This is a genomic window from Chitinophaga filiformis (assembly GCF_900102545.1).
Classification (GTDB): domain Bacteria; phylum Bacteroidota; class Bacteroidia; order Chitinophagales; family Chitinophagaceae; genus Chitinophaga; species Chitinophaga filiformis.
Window position 1 is genome coordinate 926,159 of record NZ_FNBN01000003.1, and the last position, 18,817, is coordinate 944,975.

At 45.6% G+C, this 18,817-nt stretch carries 18 protein-coding genes; 10 read left to right on the plus strand and 8 right to left on the minus strand.

The genetic code is table 11. The features are described from left to right. Nucleotides 1–125 precede the first annotated feature (125 nt). The gene (locus tag BLR32_RS15950; protein ID WP_089833476.1) at nucleotides 126–479 is read right to left on the minus strand and encodes a hypothetical protein; all 354 of its coding nucleotides are present in this window, start codon (nucleotides 477–479) and stop codon (nucleotides 126–128) included. A gap of 100 nt (nucleotides 480–579) precedes the next feature. Between BLR32_RS15950 and BLR32_RS15955 the strand changes: the two genes are divergently transcribed. The 3 genes from BLR32_RS15955 (at nucleotide 580) to BLR32_RS15965 (ending at nucleotide 2,771) form a co-directional block, all read left to right on the plus strand. Continuing rightward, on the plus strand, nucleotides 580–1,137 hold the full coding sequence (locus tag BLR32_RS15955; protein WP_089833478.1) for an RNA polymerase sigma factor: 558 nt from the start codon (nucleotides 580–582) through the stop codon (nucleotides 1,135–1,137). After that, nucleotides 1,134–1,553, plus strand: a complete 420-nt coding sequence (locus BLR32_RS15960; protein WP_089833480.1) for a hypothetical protein — start codon at nucleotides 1,134–1,136, stop codon at nucleotides 1,551–1,553. Before BLR32_RS15955 ends, BLR32_RS15960 begins: the two co-directional genes overlap by 4 nt. Before the next feature lie 198 nt (nucleotides 1,554–1,751). Further along, nucleotides 1,752–2,771 (plus strand): proline iminopeptidase-family hydrolase, encoded by a 1,020-nt coding sequence (locus BLR32_RS15965; protein ID WP_089833482.1) that lies wholly within the window; start codon nucleotides 1,752–1,754, stop codon nucleotides 2,769–2,771. A gap of 315 nt (nucleotides 2,772–3,086) precedes the next feature. Here the strand turns inward: BLR32_RS15965 and BLR32_RS15970 are convergent, their stop codons facing one another. After that, nucleotides 3,087–3,827, minus strand: coding sequence for a DUF4197 domain-containing protein (locus BLR32_RS15970; protein WP_089833483.1), 741 nt, complete (start codon nucleotides 3,825–3,827; stop codon nucleotides 3,087–3,089). Nucleotides 3,828–4,084: 257 nt separating this feature from the next. Here BLR32_RS15970 and BLR32_RS15975 point away from each other — a divergent pair, with 257 nt between their 5' ends. Next, nucleotides 4,085–4,924 carry a DUF1266 domain-containing protein gene (locus tag BLR32_RS15975; RefSeq protein WP_089833485.1) on the plus strand — a complete coding sequence of 280 codons (840 nt, stop codon included), beginning with the start codon at nucleotides 4,085–4,087 and terminating at the stop codon, nucleotides 4,922–4,924. Nucleotides 4,925–4,993: 69 nt separating this feature from the next. On the opposite strand, the gene BLR32_RS15980 is transcribed toward BLR32_RS15975, so the two are convergent. After that, nucleotides 4,994–6,967: a heavy metal translocating P-type ATPase gene (locus BLR32_RS15980; protein WP_089833487.1), complete on the minus strand. Its 1,974-nt coding sequence runs from the start codon at nucleotides 6,965–6,967 to the stop codon at nucleotides 4,994–4,996. 98 nt (nucleotides 6,968–7,065) lie between these two features. Here BLR32_RS15980 and BLR32_RS15985 point away from each other — a divergent pair, with 98 nt between their 5' ends. From BLR32_RS15985 to BLR32_RS16000, 3 genes are all read left to right on the plus strand, one after another. Further along, nucleotides 7,066–7,431, plus strand: coding sequence for a VOC family protein (locus BLR32_RS15985; protein ID WP_089833489.1), 366 nt, complete (start codon nucleotides 7,066–7,068; stop codon nucleotides 7,429–7,431). Between the two features lie 73 nt (nucleotides 7,432–7,504). Continuing rightward, nucleotides 7,505–7,987, plus strand: coding sequence for a hypothetical protein (locus tag BLR32_RS15990; RefSeq protein WP_089833491.1), 483 nt, complete (start codon nucleotides 7,505–7,507; stop codon nucleotides 7,985–7,987). Nucleotides 7,988–8,473: 486 nt separating this feature from the next. Then, on the plus strand, nucleotides 8,474–8,998 hold the full coding sequence (locus BLR32_RS16000; protein ID WP_143011487.1) for a hypothetical protein: 525 nt from the start codon (nucleotides 8,474–8,476) through the stop codon (nucleotides 8,996–8,998). Here BLR32_RS16000 and BLR32_RS16005 read toward each other — a convergent pair. The 5 genes from BLR32_RS16005 to BLR32_RS16025 form a co-directional block, all read right to left on the minus strand. Beyond that, nucleotides 8,988–9,668, minus strand: coding sequence for a helix-turn-helix domain-containing protein (locus BLR32_RS16005; RefSeq protein ID WP_089833497.1), 681 nt, complete (start codon nucleotides 9,666–9,668; stop codon nucleotides 8,988–8,990). The genes BLR32_RS16000 and BLR32_RS16005 overlap by 11 nt on opposite strands. Before the next feature lie 66 nt (nucleotides 9,669–9,734). Further along, nucleotides 9,735–11,339 carry a T9SS type B sorting domain-containing protein gene (locus BLR32_RS16010; protein WP_089833499.1) on the minus strand — a complete coding sequence of 535 codons (1,605 nt, stop codon included), beginning with the start codon at nucleotides 11,337–11,339 and terminating at the stop codon, nucleotides 9,735–9,737. A 109-nt stretch (nucleotides 11,340–11,448) separates the two neighbouring features. Next, nucleotides 11,449–12,204: a class I SAM-dependent methyltransferase gene (locus BLR32_RS16015; protein ID WP_089833501.1), complete on the minus strand. Its 756-nt coding sequence runs from the start codon at nucleotides 12,202–12,204 to the stop codon at nucleotides 11,449–11,451. A 160-nt stretch (nucleotides 12,205–12,364) separates the two neighbouring features. After that, the gene (gene trhA, locus BLR32_RS16020) at nucleotides 12,365–13,009 is read right to left on the minus strand and encodes a PAQR family membrane homeostasis protein TrhA (RefSeq protein ID WP_089833503.1); all 645 of its coding nucleotides are present in this window, start codon (nucleotides 13,007–13,009) and stop codon (nucleotides 12,365–12,367) included. A 152-nt stretch (nucleotides 13,010–13,161) separates the two neighbouring features. Beyond that, nucleotides 13,162–13,941, minus strand: coding sequence for a M15 family metallopeptidase (locus tag BLR32_RS16025; protein WP_089833505.1), 780 nt, complete (start codon nucleotides 13,939–13,941; stop codon nucleotides 13,162–13,164). Nucleotides 13,942–14,167: 226 nt separating this feature from the next. Between BLR32_RS16025 and BLR32_RS16030 the strand changes: the two genes are divergently transcribed. The 3 genes from BLR32_RS16030 to BLR32_RS16040 all read left to right on the plus strand — a co-directional run bounded on the left by BLR32_RS16030 (nucleotide 14,168) and on the right by BLR32_RS16040 (nucleotide 18,718). Beyond that, complete coding sequence (locus BLR32_RS16030) at nucleotides 14,168–15,514, plus strand: vanadium-dependent haloperoxidase (RefSeq protein WP_089833507.1); 1,347 nt, start codon at nucleotides 14,168–14,170, stop codon at nucleotides 15,512–15,514. A 358-nt stretch (nucleotides 15,515–15,872) separates the two neighbouring features. Continuing rightward, nucleotides 15,873–16,913 carry a Nif3-like dinuclear metal center hexameric protein gene (locus BLR32_RS16035; protein ID WP_089833509.1) on the plus strand — a complete coding sequence of 347 codons (1,041 nt, stop codon included), beginning with the start codon at nucleotides 15,873–15,875 and terminating at the stop codon, nucleotides 16,911–16,913. Nucleotides 16,914–17,116: 203 nt separating this feature from the next. Beyond that, on the plus strand, nucleotides 17,117–18,718 hold the full coding sequence (locus tag BLR32_RS16040) for a glycoside hydrolase family 99 protein (RefSeq protein WP_089833511.1): 1,602 nt from the start codon (nucleotides 17,117–17,119) through the stop codon (nucleotides 18,716–18,718). The last annotated feature ends 99 nt before the right edge of the window (nucleotides 18,719–18,817 follow it).

The window sequence follows — 18,817 nt, forward strand, 5'->3', positions numbered from 1 at the left end:
ATTTTTTATGGCATGGCAATTCCCCTTAAAGCATTGGAAGCTTTAAAAAACAGGGATTGCAATATGTGAATGATAATAGCCGGGCAGGTATAGGCGAGCGGTTAGTTCCGGTGAAGAAGAGGGGATTAGTCCTGGTGAGATTTGTTCTTTACCATGTAGAAGTATACAAGGAATCCGATGGCGATGAATACCGTTTCAACACCATAGGGAAGTGGTGAATGTTCTACATTGTACGGAATGAACTCCAGGACAATCAGACCCAGGCCGGCAAAAAGGAGAATGACACCCCATTTTAGCATTTCGGTATTCATCCGGGAGATGGCTGGTACCAGTTTCAGCGAGTTTTCGTCTACCGGACCGTTGTCGAGAATGCGTTTTTTCAGGCGGTAATTGAGAAAAGCGCTAATGACAGCCGCGATGATAGCAAAAACGGAGACGATCATAATAAAACTCCCAAGTGTTTCGACAATAGCAAACATAATAAGTGGTTTTTCTCAGTAGACAAGACGAATTCCGGAAATGTTGCAAATCTCTCATAATTTTTGCAACATTTATTGCCAAACCGTTGTCTAATCTGACATGATTGATGAAAAGGAACTGCTCCCGCGTATCCTGCATGGAGACCTTAAGGCCTTTGAGGTATTGGTAAAACAATACCAGGGATTGGTGTTCCATGTAGTGAACAGGATCATCAATACAAAGGAAGATAAGGAGGATATCTGCCAGGAGGTGTTTATAAAGGTGCATCAGCACCTGCACCGGTTTGAGTATAAGTCGAGATTGTCTACCTGGATTGCCCGTATTGCCTATGTAACAGCTATCAATTACGGGAAAAAGTACAACAATGAGCATACTATAGCCCATCCTGCCGACATTGAAAATTATAGCTTTGCAGAAGAAAACCCGGGAAAGCTGCTGGACAAAAAAGACGTAACGGCGTATATTAACAGGCTGATTGCACAGATGCCGGAACAATACAGGACGTTATTGACATTATTCCATTTAAACGAGTTCTCGTACCAGGAGATAGAAGAAATAACCGGGATGCCGGAAGGAACAGTGAAAAGCTACCTGTTCCGCGGCAGGAAGCTATTGAAGGAGAAATTAAGTGTTTATCTTAAAAATGAGCTGTCATGAAAGAGATGGATGATAAAAAGCTGCAGGAATTACTGGAAAAAGGACTGGCTGGTCAAAAGGCTGGTTTGTCGCCGGAGGAAGCAGAAGAACTGGAAGTATACAGCATGTTGTTTGAAGCATTGGGCAATGAGGCCGCACCCGATCTTCCCCGGGATTTTGCAGTAAAAGTGACTGCTAAACTGGAGAGGCGGAAGCAGCGGATGGCGGAAGCACGGTTTTATCTGATTGTTGTCTTTTGTTGCCTGTTCCTTGGTGGGAGTTCCTTTGCCGCATTGATGCATTTTGGTGGAGGAGCGGTGATCAGCAATTTCATTTCCCGCTATGGGACTATATTTATCCTTGGTATCATTCTCTTGCTGCTGATACAATATCTTGATCAGAAGTTGGTAAAACAGACATTCCTGAAGGAACGATAAATGCCTGTGGCAGCAGAAGTGTTATCCCGCCATTCCATAGTGTTTCTCACCTGTGTAACCTTTTGATGCAGTTTTTTGTTGGAAAATGGGTAGCAGTTGTCCCCTGATTTGGGGATATAGGCCCAGTGTATTTCAGTTTACTTTCGTGCTTTCCAAATACACAACTCTCAACCTCAACCTAAACCTAAACAGCATCAAATGAGAAATTTTATTTTTCTGCTAGTAGTGGTCTTTGCAGCATGTAATCAGGAACCGCATGGCGTCAGCTATCAACAGTATTTTATGCCACACGATTCAGGTGTGCAGACGGGTGGCGTTAAAATGGTAGAAATATCAACACCCAAAGGTAAATTTCATGTATGGACCAAACGAATTGGCAATAACCCGAAGATGAAACTGTTGCTGTTGCATGGAGGCCCCGGTGCAACGCATGAATTCTTTGAATGTTTCGAAAGCTTTTTGCCTCAGGAAGGTATTGAGCTGATCGAATACGACCAGCTGGAGTCTTATTACAGTGAACAACCCAATGACAGCAGTCTTTGGACGATGGAGCATTATGTGGAAGAAGTAGAGCAGGTACGTCAGGCATTAGGACTTGACAGTACAAACTTTTATCTGCTGGGGCACAGCTGGGGCGGTATGCTTGCTATAGATTATGCATTGAAATACCAGCAGCATATAAAAGGGCTCATTATTTCTGATATGATGTCCAGCATGAACAGTTATGCTGCGTACAATAAAGTGTTGCGGGGACAAATGAGAAAGTCGCTGGTCGATTCACTGGAAACATATGAAAACAATAACCAGTACGGCGACAGCACCTATCAGGCACTCGTGATGAATGAGTACTATAAAAAGCATATCTGCGTATTACCTGAATGGCCGGAAGCAGCTAACAGAACTTTCAAACATCTGAATGCAGCGGTATATGTTACCATGCAGGGGCCCAGTGAATTCAAACCGGGTGGTCGTCTCATTAACTGGGACCGCAGCGGTGATCTTCCCAGGATTAAGGTACCCACGTTGACGATAGGAGCAAAGTTTGATACAATGGACCCGGAGCATATGAAGTGGATGAGTACACAGGTACAAAATGGAAGTAATGTATACTGTCCCGAAGGCAGCCATTTCAGTTGCTGGGATGATCAGAAGCATTATTTTCCCGGGCTTATTGCGTTTATGAAGCGTGTAGACCAGGGCACTTTCAGAAAGGGATAAAGGCAGGTGTCCATCTCATACTGACCATAAGAAACGAGGGGGAGAAGTATAATGCGCCCATTTAGGGTGACTCAAAGTGATATTATTTTGTCATGGAGATATATGGGTGGAGTCTTACAGGGGGGAAACCAGCCTTTCCCCAGTCTTATACATGCTTTTGCCATGCCTTTGATATGGAGTTGAGGTGGACTTAAGTTGGACTTGAAATAAACCTGAGGGGGGTAATATTATATTAGATGGGCTGACCAATGAGCAGAAGATGCTTCATTGGTCAGCCCTTTATGTTACAAAGATCGTTAAATATTCCGATGATTGTTATTTTGCCTGTTGCTGTGCCTGCGCGCTTCCAAACACTGTTTTCAGCAGGTCGGTAACACGGGCGGCAGGGTCCTGCCTGATCTTCTGCTCTTCAACTGCTACTTCCTGGAAGATACCGGCAATCGCTTTTTCGGTTACGTAAGCGGTAAGGTCGGTATTTACCGGTGTGGAAGAGAACTTGTTATATACGGAAAACAGGTCTGACCAGTATTTGGTAGCATCCACTTTCTTCAGGGCATCGCCGATAACCGGTTTGAACGCACTGGTAAGTGCTGCCGTGGTTTTATCCTTGAAGTAGTTGGTAGCGGCTGAGTTACCTCCTTTCAGGATGCCCAGGGCATCAGTGATCGTCATTTGTTTGATGGCGTTTACGAAGATAGGAGCGGCAGATTTTGCTGCTTCTTCCGCACCTCTGTTCATAGACAGGATGGCTTTATCCACAACACTACCCAGGCCTACATTACGCAGGGTGCTTTCTACCTTCTGAGCCTCAGGAGGCATCAATATTTTAAGTGCGGCATTAGCAAAGAAACCGTTGGCAGCAGAAAGCTTATTTGCACTGTTCTGGGTACCGATAGTGAGTGCTTCTTTCAGCGCGGCAGCAATCTGTGCAGAACTCAGACCACCGGAAGTGGGCAGATTGGCTGGCAGGTTATTCAGGATCTGTTGTGAAGTTTCACAACCAGTGATCGTCAATAGGAGTGCGGCTAAAATACATGCAAAAAAGCCTTGTTTCATAATAGATTGTATTACATTGATAAATGTTAGCGATCGCAAAGATAGATTTTTCTTTTTAATAGAATATTCCCTTTAAAATGCGATATTGCATAAGGAGAAAAACATCAATTCCTTACCGTCAGGAATACTGCAAAAACTATACAACGGAGCATAAATTCCAAAGCCAGAAAGAGGAAAAACAGCTTTTTAATCTGAGTCAGTAACCGAGCGCGCATGCTGGATTTTTATTTTCAGTAGGCGAGATTTAAAGATTCCACATGAAAACGATCATCATTATCGTAGGGGTAACAGCCCTTTACATTCTATTTGTTATTTTCAAACTGATCAAACTGAATCGCAGGGCGAAAGAGATTGCTCTCAGAGCCAAACAGGACCGTGCCATGCAACCTGAAGCGGAGGAAGAAGATGCGCCCTTGCATGAAGATGGAACACTGTCCCTGCATGACAGACAATATATCGCCTGTGGCGCCAACCTGGCCTACCTGCATGGCGACCGTATGGATACCCTGGAAACGGATAGCGACCAGGAGGAGATCAGGGGCATGCTAAAAAGGGAGTGGCATATTAATACCAGGGACAAACTACTGAGCAATATCGACTGGCTGGTGAACCATGGCCATCGCGTTTACTTCAAGCCTATCTGGAATATACTTACCACCCTGCCTGTAAGGGAAAGGGCGGCAGAACTGGAGAAACTGCAACAGGAGTTTACTGCGAAAGGCGACGAAATATCGGTAGACCTGTATGCTTCCAATATTTCCGAAGGTTATAAGCATCTCCGTGAGGAAGCGGGTTGTTTTGAAGGCAAAAAGTGTAAACTGGACGCCCTGACCTGGGACCTTGGCCGCGCTATTAATCTTTGCCGCTGGGGATATGATGCCGGTTTCCTGTCGAGGGACGAGGCAATCGGACATATCCGGAAGTATGGCAAGGACTTACTGCACAATTATACTACCTGGACCAACCTGGGCGAAAATTACCTGATGGGATTTGCCATGTGGAGCGGTGATACCGAACAGTTAGATGAATTGTACGGCGCTCATTGCGATCTGTTGTCGGAAGACAGCAGTCCCTGGGTACAACTGGAAAGCCGTTAGGTGCAACGCAGCACCTGTTTTATAAGCAAATCCCGGGTATCACTGAGCGAACAGTGATACCCGGGATTTTTATTTTTTAGCGGTATGATCCTTAAAGACCAGTAGTCTTAATGCATTGAATACTACCAGTAGCGTGGAACCCTCATGCGCGATGATGGCCGGGCCAATAGACGCTATGCCCAGCATGGTAAGCGGAATTAGCAATACCACCATTCCCATACTGAATACAAGATTCTGACGGATGATACTTTTCGCCTGTCTGCTTAAGCGGATAGCAAAGGGTAGGAGGGATAGTTTATCTCCCATCAGGGCTATATCAGCCGTTTCAAGCGCTACGTCGCTGCCCGCAGCGCCCATGGCAATACCTACGGTGCTGTTGGCCATGGCAGGAGCATCATTTACCCCATCGCCGATCATCGCCACTTTGCTTTCGTCCTGTTTCAACTTTTTGATGGCATCCACTTTCTCTTCGGGAAGCAGATCTCCCCAGGCTTCTGTAAGTCCCGTTTGCCGGGCCACAGCATCTGCCACCGGTTGATTATCGCCCGTCAGCATGATCATTCTCCGGATACCTGCAGCACGCAGTGCCTGTAATGCCTGTCTGGCTTCTTCTCTTGGGGTATCCATAACAGATATGAGGCCAATGTAATCATTATTCTTTTTGATGATCATCGTCGTGTTGCCACTTTCCTGTTGTGTGGCAACTTTGTCTGCCAGCTCCTGTGGCAGTTGTTCTTTTTCAAATAAGGCGGGATTGCCTATCACTATCGTATCATCGCCAGCCCGGGCGCTGATGCCTTTCCCGGCTACAGATTTGAGATCGCTGACAGTAGGCAATGTGGCATTACCCAGCTTTGTTTTCCCGTCTTTGACAATCGCTTTTCCCAGGGGATGATCACTCAGTGATTCTACCGCCACCGTTAGTTGCAGCAGCACTTCTTCACTGGTACCATTGAGGGTAATGATATTGGTGAGTTTGGGTCTTCCTTCTGTGAGCGTGCCTGTTTTATCGAAGGCTAATGCTGTCAGCGTACCCAGGTCTTCCAGAGGCCTTCCTCCTTTGATCAGCACACCGGATCTGGCAGCCCTGGCCACGCCGCTTAATACGGCACTAGGAGTTGCTATTGCCAGCGCACAGGGGCTGGCTGCTACCAATACAGACATAGCGCGGTAAAAGCTCCTGCTGAACGGTTCGTCTATGATGAGAAAGGCGAAGCATAATAAAGTGACCAGTATTAACACTGCCGGTACGTAATAACGTTGTACCTTATCAGTGAAGCGCTGGGAGGGCGATTTCCCCGACTGGGCTTCGTTCACCAGCTTTATGAGCCGGGCAATGGTAGAGCCGGAAGATAAGCGCGAAACCTTTACTTCCAGTGAACCGTTGCCATTGATCGTACCTGCGAAGACCCTGTATTTCGCTTCCAGCTGGTCGGCTTTGTCAGGGCTGACTTCCTGATCAGCGATGGCCTGTTTCTCTACGGGTATACTCTCTCCGGTGATGGGTGCCTGATTGACGCTGCTGTTACCTGCTACTATGATACCATCCGCAGGAATCTTTGTATCTGGTTTTATAAGGATGATATCGCCTGTTTTCAGGGTTTCCACAGCAACTTCTTCACCCGACTTTAACAGCGCCGTTTTAGGCGTTAATTCGGCCAATGCAGCAATGGATTTCTTTGCCTTGCCCATTGCATAATGTTCCAGCGCATGGCCAAGACTAAACAGGAACAGTAGCAGGGAGCCCTCCGCCCAGTCGCCGAGTATAGCTGCTCCGGTAGCTGCGACCAGCATCAGGAAGTCAATTTCAAATTCACCCTTGCTGATTGCTTCAACGGCTTCCTTAGCAGTAAAAAATCCACCGAAAAAATAAGCCCCGATGTAAAACGCCAGGGGAATAACGGCTGGTAGTGTTGCTATAAAATGAAGTCCGAAACCTATGCCCAGGCAGATGCCGCAGAGAATGCTAAAGATCAGCTCTGTATTATGACCGAAAATACCTCCGTGCGCGTGAGCATGCTCGTGCTTTTCATGTTGTTCCATAGGCGATAAATTAAGAAAATGATTTGAAACAATGCTACTTTAGCGAAAAGGAATATTACCCCGTCTGCAACTATTACAAAAACAAAAACATAGGAAATATGGAACATCCCACTTACGGAAATGGCAAGATATGCTATCTCGAAATTCCTGCGAAAGATGTGAAAACGTCAGCCGCTTTCTATGAGAAAATATTTGGCTGGAAGATCAGAACACGCGGAGACGGTTCAAATGCTTTTGATGATGTTGTTGAAGAAGTGAGCGGTACTTTTGTAACCGGACGTGAACCACACAACGACAAAAGCCTTACTGTTTACCTGATGGTGTTTGATATGCGTGCTACCCTGAAACTGATCACTGAAAACGGCGGAAAGATCGTGGAAGATATGGATGATCAGGCCAGAGAAAAAACAGCAAAGTTCAGTGACCCTGCAGGCAATATATTCGGATTATATCAGGAGTCGTAACCTTAAGGCAGACGCATGTGTGAGCAGATGGCATGTTTTTTCGTCCCTTACAAAAGGACTAAAAAAATATCACATGAAAATCTGTTCACGTAAAAAGACTTCAGCTATGGCTGACTTAGGCACTGCCATAGGCGCAGGGCTGCTGGCCGGAGTAGCAGGAACGGCCGCTATCACTGTTTCACAGATGATTGAAATGAAGATCACGGGTCGCAAGCCCAGTAATGCCCCAGTGGAGGTGGTATCAAAAGTGCTGGATGTGACTGCTGTCAGCGAAGAGAAAAAGCCAAAAGTATCACAGGAAATACATTGGGCTTACGGTACCACATGGGGAATAGCACGAGGCATGCTTTCCCTCACCGGCCTGAAAGGATGGACCGCCGATCTTGCGCATTTTGCAGCTGTATGGGGAGCTGCACTCGTTATGTTGCCCAGCCTCAAGGTAGCTCCTCCGATCCAGGAAGAAGATCCCAAAACGATCGGCATTGATATACTACACCATGCGGTATATGCGCTTGCTGCAGGACTTGTCTATGATATGATTACCAGGAAGAAATAGCCGATCAGTATCTTTTCTTTTGTTGACCCGGCGCATAAGGCCTGGCCGATTTGGAGCCTGTTAATTTTTTAGCCTGTCCGGGTGGTAATCCATGAGGATTTCCGTGAGGCGGTGGTGGAACAACGCGGTAAGTTCTACATGCACTGATGGAACAGCAAATGAAAAAGGAAAATAGCAGCGACAGTATGAGTATCGGTCTTACGAACATGAAATAAATACTTTATGGTAAAGGAAAGACAAATATAATACCAGATTTTAATACCTGAGTATTAAGTACTGAATCAAAACAGTCAGAACCAGGTTAAATCTTGCTAAAGGAGGGACTTATTAATGATATTCTAAATTTTCATATGTATATTTGGGTTGTTAGAGCGGGGGATTTTGTCGCTTGAGAGATGCCTATGATGATGATGCTTGTGCCAACGAATGAAGCAGGCGGGTTGCAGCAGCTGCAACGATATTTGTGTATCCCTTTCAAATTGTCATATGAAACAGCATTCAGGAAGGTTATTGTTGACGTTATTCTTTTTGTCATTCTCAATGACCGTTCTTTCCTGCGGAAAGATCAAAGGTAAAGGCCATAAGGTAATCGGTAGATCTAAAGAAGTAGTAACAGATCAGACAGAAAGAGTGTTTCCCACGTATAATGCTGACACTGCCGATACAAAAGATAATCAAAACCGTTTTAAGGAACATCTGCAGATTGAGCTGACAAGTGACGTGAAAGATCTCTATACCTACGGAGACTTCATGGCCATTGATTATTCTGTGCTGATGTCTTTTAGTTGTGATCAGTCAACGATCGATAAGATCATTGAAAAGAACGGGCTGCAATTGTCAACAGAGGACAATATGCGTGCTATTTCCTTTCCCGGAAAATTTAACTGGTGGAAACAGGAAACAATTGATCAGCTGATCCCCTACAGAGCAGGAGAGGAAGATGAATTCTGGCAGTTCCTGTGGTATAATCCCGCTACTAAGCAGGCTTTCTACGAGGAGTTCAGTATGTAGGCCTTTTGGGGGCTGTAATCTTTTTCCGGAGTTCTGTGGGGTAAATACCGTACATGTTCTTAAACGTACGGGAGAAATTATAATCGTTACTATATCCTAATTCTTCTGCGATATCTGCTACAGTCCTTTGGGTATTTTCCAGCAGGTATCTGGCCCGCTGCATCACCTGTTCCAGTATAAAATCACTGATCTTTACCCCGAATGTTTTTGTAAATGCCCTGCTCAGCGTTTTTTCGTTAATAAAGTGTTTTTTGGCAAGTACCCGCAGGCTGTGTTCGTGAATGTTGGGGTTGAGCATGACCTCATTGCGTATGAGCATCATGGTCGTTGACAGGGCGGTTTCTGTATGTACCTGGAGCGCCTGTTTTTCCTGGTATTCTGTCAGCAGTTCCACCGTAATATTCCCCAGCTCATAACCGTTTGTGCCGTTTTCCTGCATGGTGCCCGACAGGTGATCGAGGTAACGTGTCATATTCGAGCTGACGGTTACCGGTGGCAACTGCGGGGGAGATGAGCTCCCTGCATGGATCTGTAAGGGCTGTACCCCCGTACCTTGCTGTGATTTGATGAGGTCAAGCAATACCTGTAAAGGGGGACTACCCGATGCTGTTTCCCCGGCAGACCGGGCATTTAGCTCGAAATGAAGTGCTACGAATACAACCAGTTCCATTGCTAAGAGATTAACTCTTATCAAGTTACGCTATTTCACTGCAATCCGGTGCACAACCGGTCTATTTTATCTGAACATGGTAATAGTGCCCTGCTGGCGCATAGGTTGTTTTTTACTGTCAGTATAGATGGCCACCCATATATAAGTGCCCGGAGGCAGGTCCAGTCCTTTTTGCTTTCCATCCCATCCTGTCTCAGGGTCTGTAGTTTCGAAAATAAGCTGTCCCCAGCGGCCGTAAACAGACAATCTGTACTCAGTGATATCATCCTGTAGCCTCGCCTTAAAAACGTCGTTTTTGCCGTCTCCGTTAGGGCTGAATGCTGTAGGCAGATATATGGCACAATCCCTCCACTCTTTTTCTATCGTTGCATCTCCTTCCAGTGAACAGTTATGAGCGTCCACGACAGTATAATGATAGTTACCGGCATCCAGGTGACGGAACCTGTTTTCCATCTGGAGCGTATCTGAAAGTCTGTAGAAATAAGGTGCCGTACCTCCGGCAGGTGTGAATGTGAGCTGACCGTCTTTTACGCTGCTGCAGGATACTGGTCTGGCCAGGACATTCTTCATCTGTAAAAGCTGCGGACTGATAATACTGATCCCCTGCATTTTGTAACAGCCCATACTATCTGTTACCTTCAGCGTATAATAATTCGCTGCAAGGTCATAGAAGCCGGGTGTATCCTGGTCAGGGAGTTGGTCTACCAGCGCATATTTATAGGGACTTAAACTGCCACTTGCGTTTACATAGATGCTTGCATCTGATTCACCAAAACAACTGATGCCTGTTACTGTCGGATCGATCTTTATATCCCACTGTTTTACCTGTATGCTTTCCGATCGTGAGTTGCCTTTATTGTTGCTTGTTACGGTGACAGTGTATTTACCTGCCGGCAGATGCGCTACTTCAGGTGTGGTATAACCGCCCGGTTCCCAGCGGAAGCTGTAGGTGTCTTTATCGAGGCTGTGCATAGTAACTGCTACCTTACCATTGTTCTCACCATAACATGTATTTTCTGCACTTACGTCAAAGTTGAGCGTTTCTTCGATCATCGAAATATTGTCGAGGAATGTGACCACATAACAAGTGTCGTCATAGTCTGTAACGTAGGGCTCAAAACGAAGGTGGGTGTAGTTCTTTTTGGGTTTTAACACAGCGGTGAAACGGTTCCATTTTCTTTCGTAATAGATATCCGAGTACCAGATCCTTTCTCCTATATCCGCTTCCGAAGTACTTCCGAGGATAGCTAATGCAGTAGATGTTGCAGCTGTATTATCACTGTGGTCTTCTTCCGGCATCAGCGCCATATCAAAGGAGATCAGGTATGCCCTGCCTGCTTCGATCGGCATTGATAGTTTCTGTCCGATAGATGTCCATACGGCATGTCCTGCAGATGTATTGTTTTCAGAAGCAGCGAGTAATGCGGCATATGTTTTTCCATCTGACGGGGCTATCTCGTTCGTACTGCCAAGTGGTAACGTATATGCAATCAGATTGACAGATCGCTGATACCATGGGGCCGGAATTCCATTCATTGTTGGCTGTCCTTCAAATGATGGATTTTCAAGATAGATAGGTATCGTTTGTGACCTGGCTGTGAAAGGAAGCATGATCAATAAGGATACGGTCGTGGTTTTCAGTATGTTGAATAGTACACTGAAGGTTTTCATAGATTATATTACGGGTATAGGTAATACAAAGCTACGTAAATACCATGAGAATACAGCCTGATCAGGGTATAAATCGGGGGTTTTTCAGCAATAAAATAGTATGTTTTTTTTATGGGTTCTTTTCCCATACAGTCACAAAACTTCCAGTCAGTTGATAAGGAAGGACTTCCGCAATGGCGCCATCCCACTTCTGCAGAATTTTAATCTTTTTAGTGAAGAAAGAAAATGGAAAAACATCGTCAATAAAGTTCGTTTTTCCGAAACGGATGATCTTAAACCGTGTTTTGTTGGCTAATCTTTCAAGAGAATGTTTGCTGAAGAACTGAACATGCGTCAGATCATCTGCATCTGATTGAACAGTAGTGCCTTTATAGCCAAGCATGAATTTTATTTTCAGTATAGTGCGCCATACCCAGTTGTCTTTCTTTTGCAGGGCAATAACAGGCTTTGTGATCAGCACTTCCCTGGGCCCCATACCGTTAGGTACGGTAACGATCAATACGCCATCGTCGGCGAGTGACTGATACAATACATTCAGCAGCTTCTCCGGTTGATTAAGATGCTCCAGTACTTCGCTGCAAATGATAGCATGATACTTCCTGCCATCAGCCACGAGTTCTTCCGCACTGATCACATCAAAGCTGACGTTTGGCATGTTAGTGAGTGCCCTTGCTTTTTCGATTGTTTTCGCGCTGATATCAATGCCATATACATTGAATCCTTCGCTACCAAGATGACGGGCAATAATACCATTACCACAACCCACGTCAAGTACAACGGCGCCGGTAGGGAGGTGTTTCTTTAAACTGTCAATGATAAATTGTAAACGCTTGATGTCAGCGATCCTGTTGTATTCCATCTGCATAGTGCTTAGTGATTATAAGTTCGCATACTGGGGGGAAGTGTTGAGGCATTAATTTTACTGGTATCTAATTTCGTATCAGGACAGTAAACTACCACCTCATTTACGGAAATACTAACCCTCATTTGCGGACAAAATATCTCTGCACCAGGCAACGGATGAGCTACATCGATAACAGGATGGCCACAAAGTGACAGATAGCGGCTGCGAGTACACAGGAATGCCATACCGCATGTGCAAAGGTGCGCCTGTCCCTGATATAGAAATACACACCGAAGGTATATAAGGCGCCACCAATACAAAGCAGTATCAGTACAGATAAAGGTAATTCGGTAAAGAACCTGCGTCCACCTACTACCAGTATCCAGCCCATCAGTAGATAAATGATGGTAGATATAATCTCATATTTTCCCGTGAACCATGTCTTGAAAAAGATGCCCACTATTGTCAGTCCCCATAGTACAGACAGCAATGTGATACCAAATGCATTGTTCATATACACCAGCAGGAATGGTGTATATGTTCCCGCTATCAGGAAATAGATGCTGATATGATCAAGAATGAGAAATAAGCGCCTGATAGCTGGTTCGAGTGAGATGTGATATATTGTAGAGCAGGTAAACAACAGCAGGAAGCAGAAACTGTAGATAGCTGCACCTACAATACCTGCTGTATTATTATGTGTTGCTGCGATACCTGTCAGCATAGGCAGTGCGCTGATACCAAACAGTATGCCTGCGCCGTGAATTACTCCGTTAACGATTTCCTGTCTGCGGTTGTATTTTGACTGTATTACCTCTGATGCCATCTGTTTACGTTTGACATAAAAGTAACTACAATCTATGGGTCGGATAAATCGAAAATCTCTATAATAGAAATTGTCTATAAGTGATAGAAAAAATGCGCTATAAATGATATGAATGCCGGACCATTCGCAGGAAACAGCCCGGCATGTTTCATCTATTTTATCTGTGCTACTTCAAAGTGCATTCCATCTTTACGGGAGAAATGTCCTCCCCAGTAAAAACCATTCAGATTAGCTATCTGCACAAGCTCTCTCACAGATCCTTTCTGACCTACCAATGCAGGTATTGCGCCAAGTGGATTCCATGCTACATTGATGTCGAATGCTGAACCAAAAGAATGATTACTTAATGTAGTGCGACTACCTCTGATGAACCTTGGAACATAAGAACCGCCCCAGGTTAATACCAATGGTAACAAGCCGGTATGTTCCCAGTCAGCCCACAGTTTCACAAGCTGGTCAGCTGCTTTTTTATGGAACTGTACCCTGTCTGATCCTTTGATGTGCACGAGCTGTGGGATCGTAGCTGTTACAATATTCTGGCTTACCCAATTGTCGGTAACCCTGATGTTTTCCGGATTGCCTGCAATGGGCTGGGATACATATGAAAACTTACCAAACACTCTGGCCCTTTCTTCATTGGATACCAATGGCTGAAATGAAGGTGGCTTGGGGTAGTCGGCTCCTGATTTGTCAGTCCGGTCATCAATGGTACCGTCAAATCCGAATTGCATGGCAACACCATATGTTTTGTTACCTACAACACCGTCAGGCTGGAGGTTATTTTTACGTTGGAATGCGATCGTTGCATCCTGTACTTCTCTTGAGAAAATGCCATCAGCGACGCCGTCGTACAAATGCTGACCGATTAAAAAGAATTGCCAGCTTATTACTAAAGGACCCTGGCTGTTGATCCTGATGAGTTTAAGTTCCATAAGTGCTTGGAAGGGTGATTTGGTTAAGTAATTGGGAGTTATGGGTTTTATTGAGATTCTTTAACATTCATGGGGGCTTGAGGTAATAAACAATGGCCCCGAAGATAATGCTTTTTCCTGTAAAGCCTATACCCGATAGCGGTGATTTTGGCAACTTTTCATGTAGATGACTGCGGGGGTATTGCTACCGGTCATGTTTATATTACTTCCTCTTAAACTCAATATTATGACCATTTACTCAGTACGTTCGTGGTGCATCTATCTCTTTATGATCCTTGTTATAGCCGCGTGTAGCAAGGAAGACCAGGCACCCCAAAAACCCACAATTGCTGCTGCCGAATTAACACCCCAAACGAATGCAGCTGCTGCTATACCAGTTTCATGGTATCAGCTTGAATTTAAATTAATCAGGGAGACACCGGGATTCAGTCCGCCGGTGGCTGCCAGAGCGCTTGCCTACACCGGTGTTGCGCTGCATGAAGCCGTGATATGGAGTGACAGATACGGTCATTCCCTTAGCGGTCAGCTCGATGGACTGAGCAATGTACCCCGCCCTGAATGGGGAAAAAGATATAACTGGGAGCTCGTTGCCAACAGTGCAATGGCAGACATCATCAAAAGTCTGTATCCCAATGCCAGCGCTGCTAACCTCGCGCTGATCGCGACGCTTGACAGTACCAACAAAGCTACGGTATCTGGTAGCTGTGGTGCTGATGAGATCAACCGCTCTGTTAATTTTGGTAAACAGGTAGCTGCTGCTATTTACACCTGGTCTACTACCGATGGTGGTAAAGACGGCTATCTGAATAACTTCCCTACCGATTATGTACCGCCGGTGGGTCCTGCTTTCTGGGTACCTACGCCGCCTGCCTTTCAGCGTGCTATGCTGCCTTACTGGGGCAATAACAGGTTAATGGTGAGGCCACGCCAACCGGAGACTGCTGGTATCGCACATCCTGCTTTCTCGACAGATACGGCTTCTGCGTTCTATAAGGCTGCTTATTTCGTTTATAACAAGGTAAATACGCTGACGCCTGAAGAGAATACTATTGCACGTTATTGGGCTGATGGCGGTGGTACTTTCACGCCGCCGGGCCACATGCTTGCGATCACTTCTCAGTTGGTTGTTGATAACGGGCTTAGTCTTACTGAGGCTGCGAAGCTATTTGCACAGGTGGGGATTGGTGAGAATGATGCGGCTATTGTGTGCTGGAAGTATAAGTACAAGTACAATCTGCTGCGGCCAATCACCTATATACAAACGTATATAGCGGCGGGTTGGACTTCGTTGATCGGTACGCCTCCTTTTCCTTCGTATACATCCGGGCATGCGACGTTTACGGGCGCTGCTGGTAGTATATTGGCGGATTATTTTGGGAGCGGGTTTGCGTTTACTGATAATCAGAAAGTGGCGGAAGGTTTTGCGCCGCGGACTTTTAATGGGTTTCAGCAGATGGTAGATGAGGCGTCGGTTTCGAGGGTTTATGGTGGGATTCATTATCAGTTTGATAGCCAGGTAGGGGCGCAGACGGGGCGTGATATTGCACTGCGTGTGCTTTCACTTCGATATTGATTCTTTTTATTAGTTAAAAAAGGGTGTGTTCTTTTGAATGCACCCTTTTTTTATGCTAAGTAGCGGAATGCTATCGGGCGTTGTCAATCGTATAGGATTTTTGAATATGGATTGGGCAGCATCGGTCGTATCCGGAGAGCCGAAGGCCCGCCATTCCCATCTGAAACCGGTGCTACTTCCGCTGTTCCTATAGTTGTTTGTAAGTCTGATTTATTCGGGCGTTGATGTGCTTTTGGTATAAGTGTAGATAATGGTTGTTTGTGACGGATTCTGCTGAAAAGCACTATTCTGCTGAAAAGCACTATATTTATTAGGTAATCAGGTAATCAGTCATTAGTCAATCAGTTAATCGGTTATTATGCCACGTGAGAATAATACGTCTACGTTTACTTCGACTTTAGCTTCAGCTTCCACTTCGGCTTCTACCTTCGCTTCGGGGTCTACCTCCGCTTCAGCATCTACTCCTACTTCCATTTCTATCAACAGAAGGAAATTCATTGCACAGGTAGCGGCAGCTGCGGGATCTGCTGTGGTGCTTGCATCTCCTTTAGCTGGTTTTGCTGCAGGATTTGCGCCTCTGACAGCGCCTAAGCCAAGGGCTGCGCAGGGAGGGATTACTGTGGGACAGATTATGGACCTGTTCATCAAAGAGGCGCCAGGTGCTCCTTTTTCCAGTACTATTGATACCTTGAAATCGGGGAACAGGGATGTTGTGGTGACGGGTATTGTAACTACGATGTTTGCTACGGTGGAGGTGATCAGAAAGGCGATTGCGCTGAATGCGAATTTTATTATTGCACATGAGCCTACGTTCTATAATCATACGGATGAAACGACATGGCTCGAAAAGGATGATGTATACCGTTATAAAGCTGATTTGCTGAAGAAGCATAATATTGTTGTGTGGCGTAACCATGATTACATACATAGTGTAAGGCCTGATGGTGTACGTAAAGGCCTGGTAGATCAGCTGGGGTGGCAGCAGTTTGAGGATAGTAGTCATGTGATCTACAATTTGCCGGCTGCTGTGACATTGAAGGCGCTGATTGAAGATTTGAAAAAGAAACTGAATATTGAAGCGGTGCGGTATGTTGGTGATCCGGAACAACAGTGTAAGAAAGTATTGTTATTGCCTGGTGCTTCCGGTGGTAGGAACCAGATTCAGCGTATTAGTAGTACGCAACCGGATGTGTTGGTATGTGGTGAGGTGGCAGAGTGGGAGACCGCTGAATATGTGAGGGATGCCCGGGCGGCTGGTAAACAGTTATCGTTGGTTGTACTTGGCCATATTGTGAGCGAGGAGCCGGGCTCTGAATTTATGGCGAAATGGTTACAGCAAAAATTCCCCGAAATCAAAACAACGCATATCCCAACAGGTAGTTCTCTCTCGTTTTTATAGCTGAAACGTCTATATTTTTTTAGATAGCGGCCCGGTGTGAGTGGGCTGATTATCATGTTGTTTATAGCTTTAAAGCCTCCTTTTTCTTCTATATTCTCATCATACTATTATGCGGGTTAGCTTGCGGTGATTATTTTCGACGCGGAAAAGCCATATCGCCATTCTCAAAAGAACCATTATTTATTCATCAAATCTCCCTCAAAATGAGAACTCTATTTTGGGCCTGTTGTGCCCTGTTCCTGTTCGCGTGTAACAAATCATCGCTGGAACCACAGGAACACCTGTCTGCTGACCTGCATACCAAAGCTGCGGTAGTGGTTAGCAAATCCACCGGCAAAAAGATCTTTATCCATTGGATGCCCTGGTTCGAAACACCGGCATCCAGGGGCGCATGGGGGTATCACTGGAAAATGAATACCCAGAACCCGGACATCATCGTCAACGGTAAAAGACAGATTGCTGCCTATTTTTATCCTAAAACAGGACCTTATGCTTCCGGTGACCCGGATATCATTGAGTACCAGTTGCTGCTGATGAAGTATGCTGGTGCAGATGGCGTATTCATTGACTGGCCAGGCACCAGGCAGCGGTATGACTATCCCGATAACCTGAGCAATTCCAATGCATTGATCAGTAAACTCAATGCTGTAGGATTACAATTCTCTATTGTACATGAAGACCGCAACTGGGACCCTGGTATGGCTTCCAGTGCTAATGGCGATTTTGTGTACATGCAGAACAACTACTTCAACCAGGGGAATTATCTGCGGAATGCTTCTAATGATCCTGTAGTGTTGAACTTCGGGCCCATCACTTTTCACACGCCTGCAGAGTGGAATACGATCCTGAATGGCATTAATCCACGTCCGAAGATCGTTCCGCTGTTTGGATTCACTAATGAAGTAGGCGCTAATAATGCCGGTGGTGAATTTCCATGGATCTACCAGGAACATCCGGGTGTGGTAGACCGCTACTATACACAGGCGGCCAGTTTCCCGCTGTCGATAGGTGTGGTTTATCCAGGTTTCAAATCCTTCTATGCAGCTGGTGGCGCCGATGGCCCTACCTGGGAGATCCCGTTTAATGGCACTTCCACTTTCTCTACCATGCTGGATAAAGCGCTCAACTCCAGCGTGAACATTATTCAGTTTGCCACCTGGAATGACTATGGAGAGGGGACTATCATTGAGCCTACCGATGAATATGGTTATTCCTTCCTGACCATTATGCAGCAGAAATTAGGTGTTCCCTACGGACAGCATGAACTGGAACTGGTAGCCCGTTTATACGGCTACAGAAAACAGTACGCTGGTAACAGTAGCGTACAGCAGCAGCTGAACCAGGTGTTCACTTATCTTGCTAATCTGCAGGTGAGCAATGCGGAGAATCTGTTAAACAGCATTGGTGGTCCGGTTAATCCGCCAACAGGAACCGGCGTATTGATCAAAAACAAGTGGTTGAATACTTACCTGTATGAAGAGAACGGACAGGTAAAATATAACGCTAACAACAGCGGTAATCAATACAGATGGGTACAGGAGCAGGTGAATGGTCATATCCGGTTTAAGAACGTGGCAACAGGCCATTACCTGAATATTGAGCACCTGTACAACTATGTGGAGAGTACAGATGTGCCTGATACTTTTTACAGCAGTTATTGGGTACTGGAAAGCTATAACGGTTATACCCGTTTGAAGAATGAGTGGCAGAATACTTATCTGAACCTGGAGAATCAGAGCGGACTGGCACAATGTACAAACGTGCCGGCTTTCTTTGAGAGCAGTCAGTGGATTTTACAGAATTAAGCACTCGTATATGGAAGTAACAGGGTGTATCGAAGTACGATACACCCTGTTTTTATTCGTATGCCTGATGGCGCCAGATAGTCATTAGACAATTCTCAA

Coding starts and splice junctions, on each gene's coding strand:
- BLR32_RS15950 (WP_089833476.1), bottom strand. CDS start 479: ATGTTTGCTATTGTCGAAACACTTGGGAGTTTTATTATGATCGTCTCC.
- BLR32_RS15955 (WP_089833478.1), top strand. CDS start 580: ATGATTGATGAAAAGGAACTGCTCCCGCGTATCCTGCATGGAGACCTT.
- BLR32_RS15960 (WP_089833480.1), top strand. CDS start 1,134: ATGAAAGAGATGGATGATAAAAAGCTGCAGGAATTACTGGAAAAAGGA.
- BLR32_RS15965 (WP_089833482.1), top strand. CDS start 1,752: ATGAGAAATTTTATTTTTCTGCTAGTAGTGGTCTTTGCAGCATGTAAT.
- BLR32_RS15970 (WP_089833483.1), bottom strand. CDS start 3,827: ATGAAACAAGGCTTTTTTGCATGTATTTTAGCCGCACTCCTATTGACG.
- BLR32_RS15975 (WP_089833485.1), top strand. CDS start 4,085: ATGAAAACGATCATCATTATCGTAGGGGTAACAGCCCTTTACATTCTA.
- BLR32_RS15980 (WP_089833487.1), bottom strand. CDS start 6,967: ATGGAACAACATGAAAAGCACGAGCATGCTCACGCGCACGGAGGTATT.
- BLR32_RS15985 (WP_089833489.1), top strand. CDS start 7,066: ATGGAACATCCCACTTACGGAAATGGCAAGATATGCTATCTCGAAATT.
- BLR32_RS15990 (WP_089833491.1), top strand. CDS start 7,505: ATGAAAATCTGTTCACGTAAAAAGACTTCAGCTATGGCTGACTTAGGC.
- BLR32_RS16000 (WP_143011487.1), top strand. CDS start 8,474: ATGAAACAGCATTCAGGAAGGTTATTGTTGACGTTATTCTTTTTGTCA.
- BLR32_RS16005 (WP_089833497.1), bottom strand. CDS start 9,668: ATGGAACTGGTTGTATTCGTAGCACTTCATTTCGAGCTAAATGCCCGG.
- BLR32_RS16010 (WP_089833499.1), bottom strand. CDS start 11,339: ATGAAAACCTTCAGTGTACTATTCAACATACTGAAAACCACGACCGTA.
- BLR32_RS16015 (WP_089833501.1), bottom strand. CDS start 12,204: ATGCAGATGGAATACAACAGGATCGCTGACATCAAGCGTTTACAATTT.
- trhA (WP_089833503.1), bottom strand. CDS start 13,009: ATGGCATCAGAGGTAATACAGTCAAAATACAACCGCAGACAGGAAATC.
- BLR32_RS16025 (WP_089833505.1), bottom strand. CDS start 13,941: ATGGAACTTAAACTCATCAGGATCAACAGCCAGGGTCCTTTAGTAATA.
- BLR32_RS16030 (WP_089833507.1), top strand. CDS start 14,168: ATGACCATTTACTCAGTACGTTCGTGGTGCATCTATCTCTTTATGATC.
- BLR32_RS16035 (WP_089833509.1), top strand. CDS start 15,873: ATGCCACGTGAGAATAATACGTCTACGTTTACTTCGACTTTAGCTTCA.
- BLR32_RS16040 (WP_089833511.1), top strand. CDS start 17,117: ATGAGAACTCTATTTTGGGCCTGTTGTGCCCTGTTCCTGTTCGCGTGT.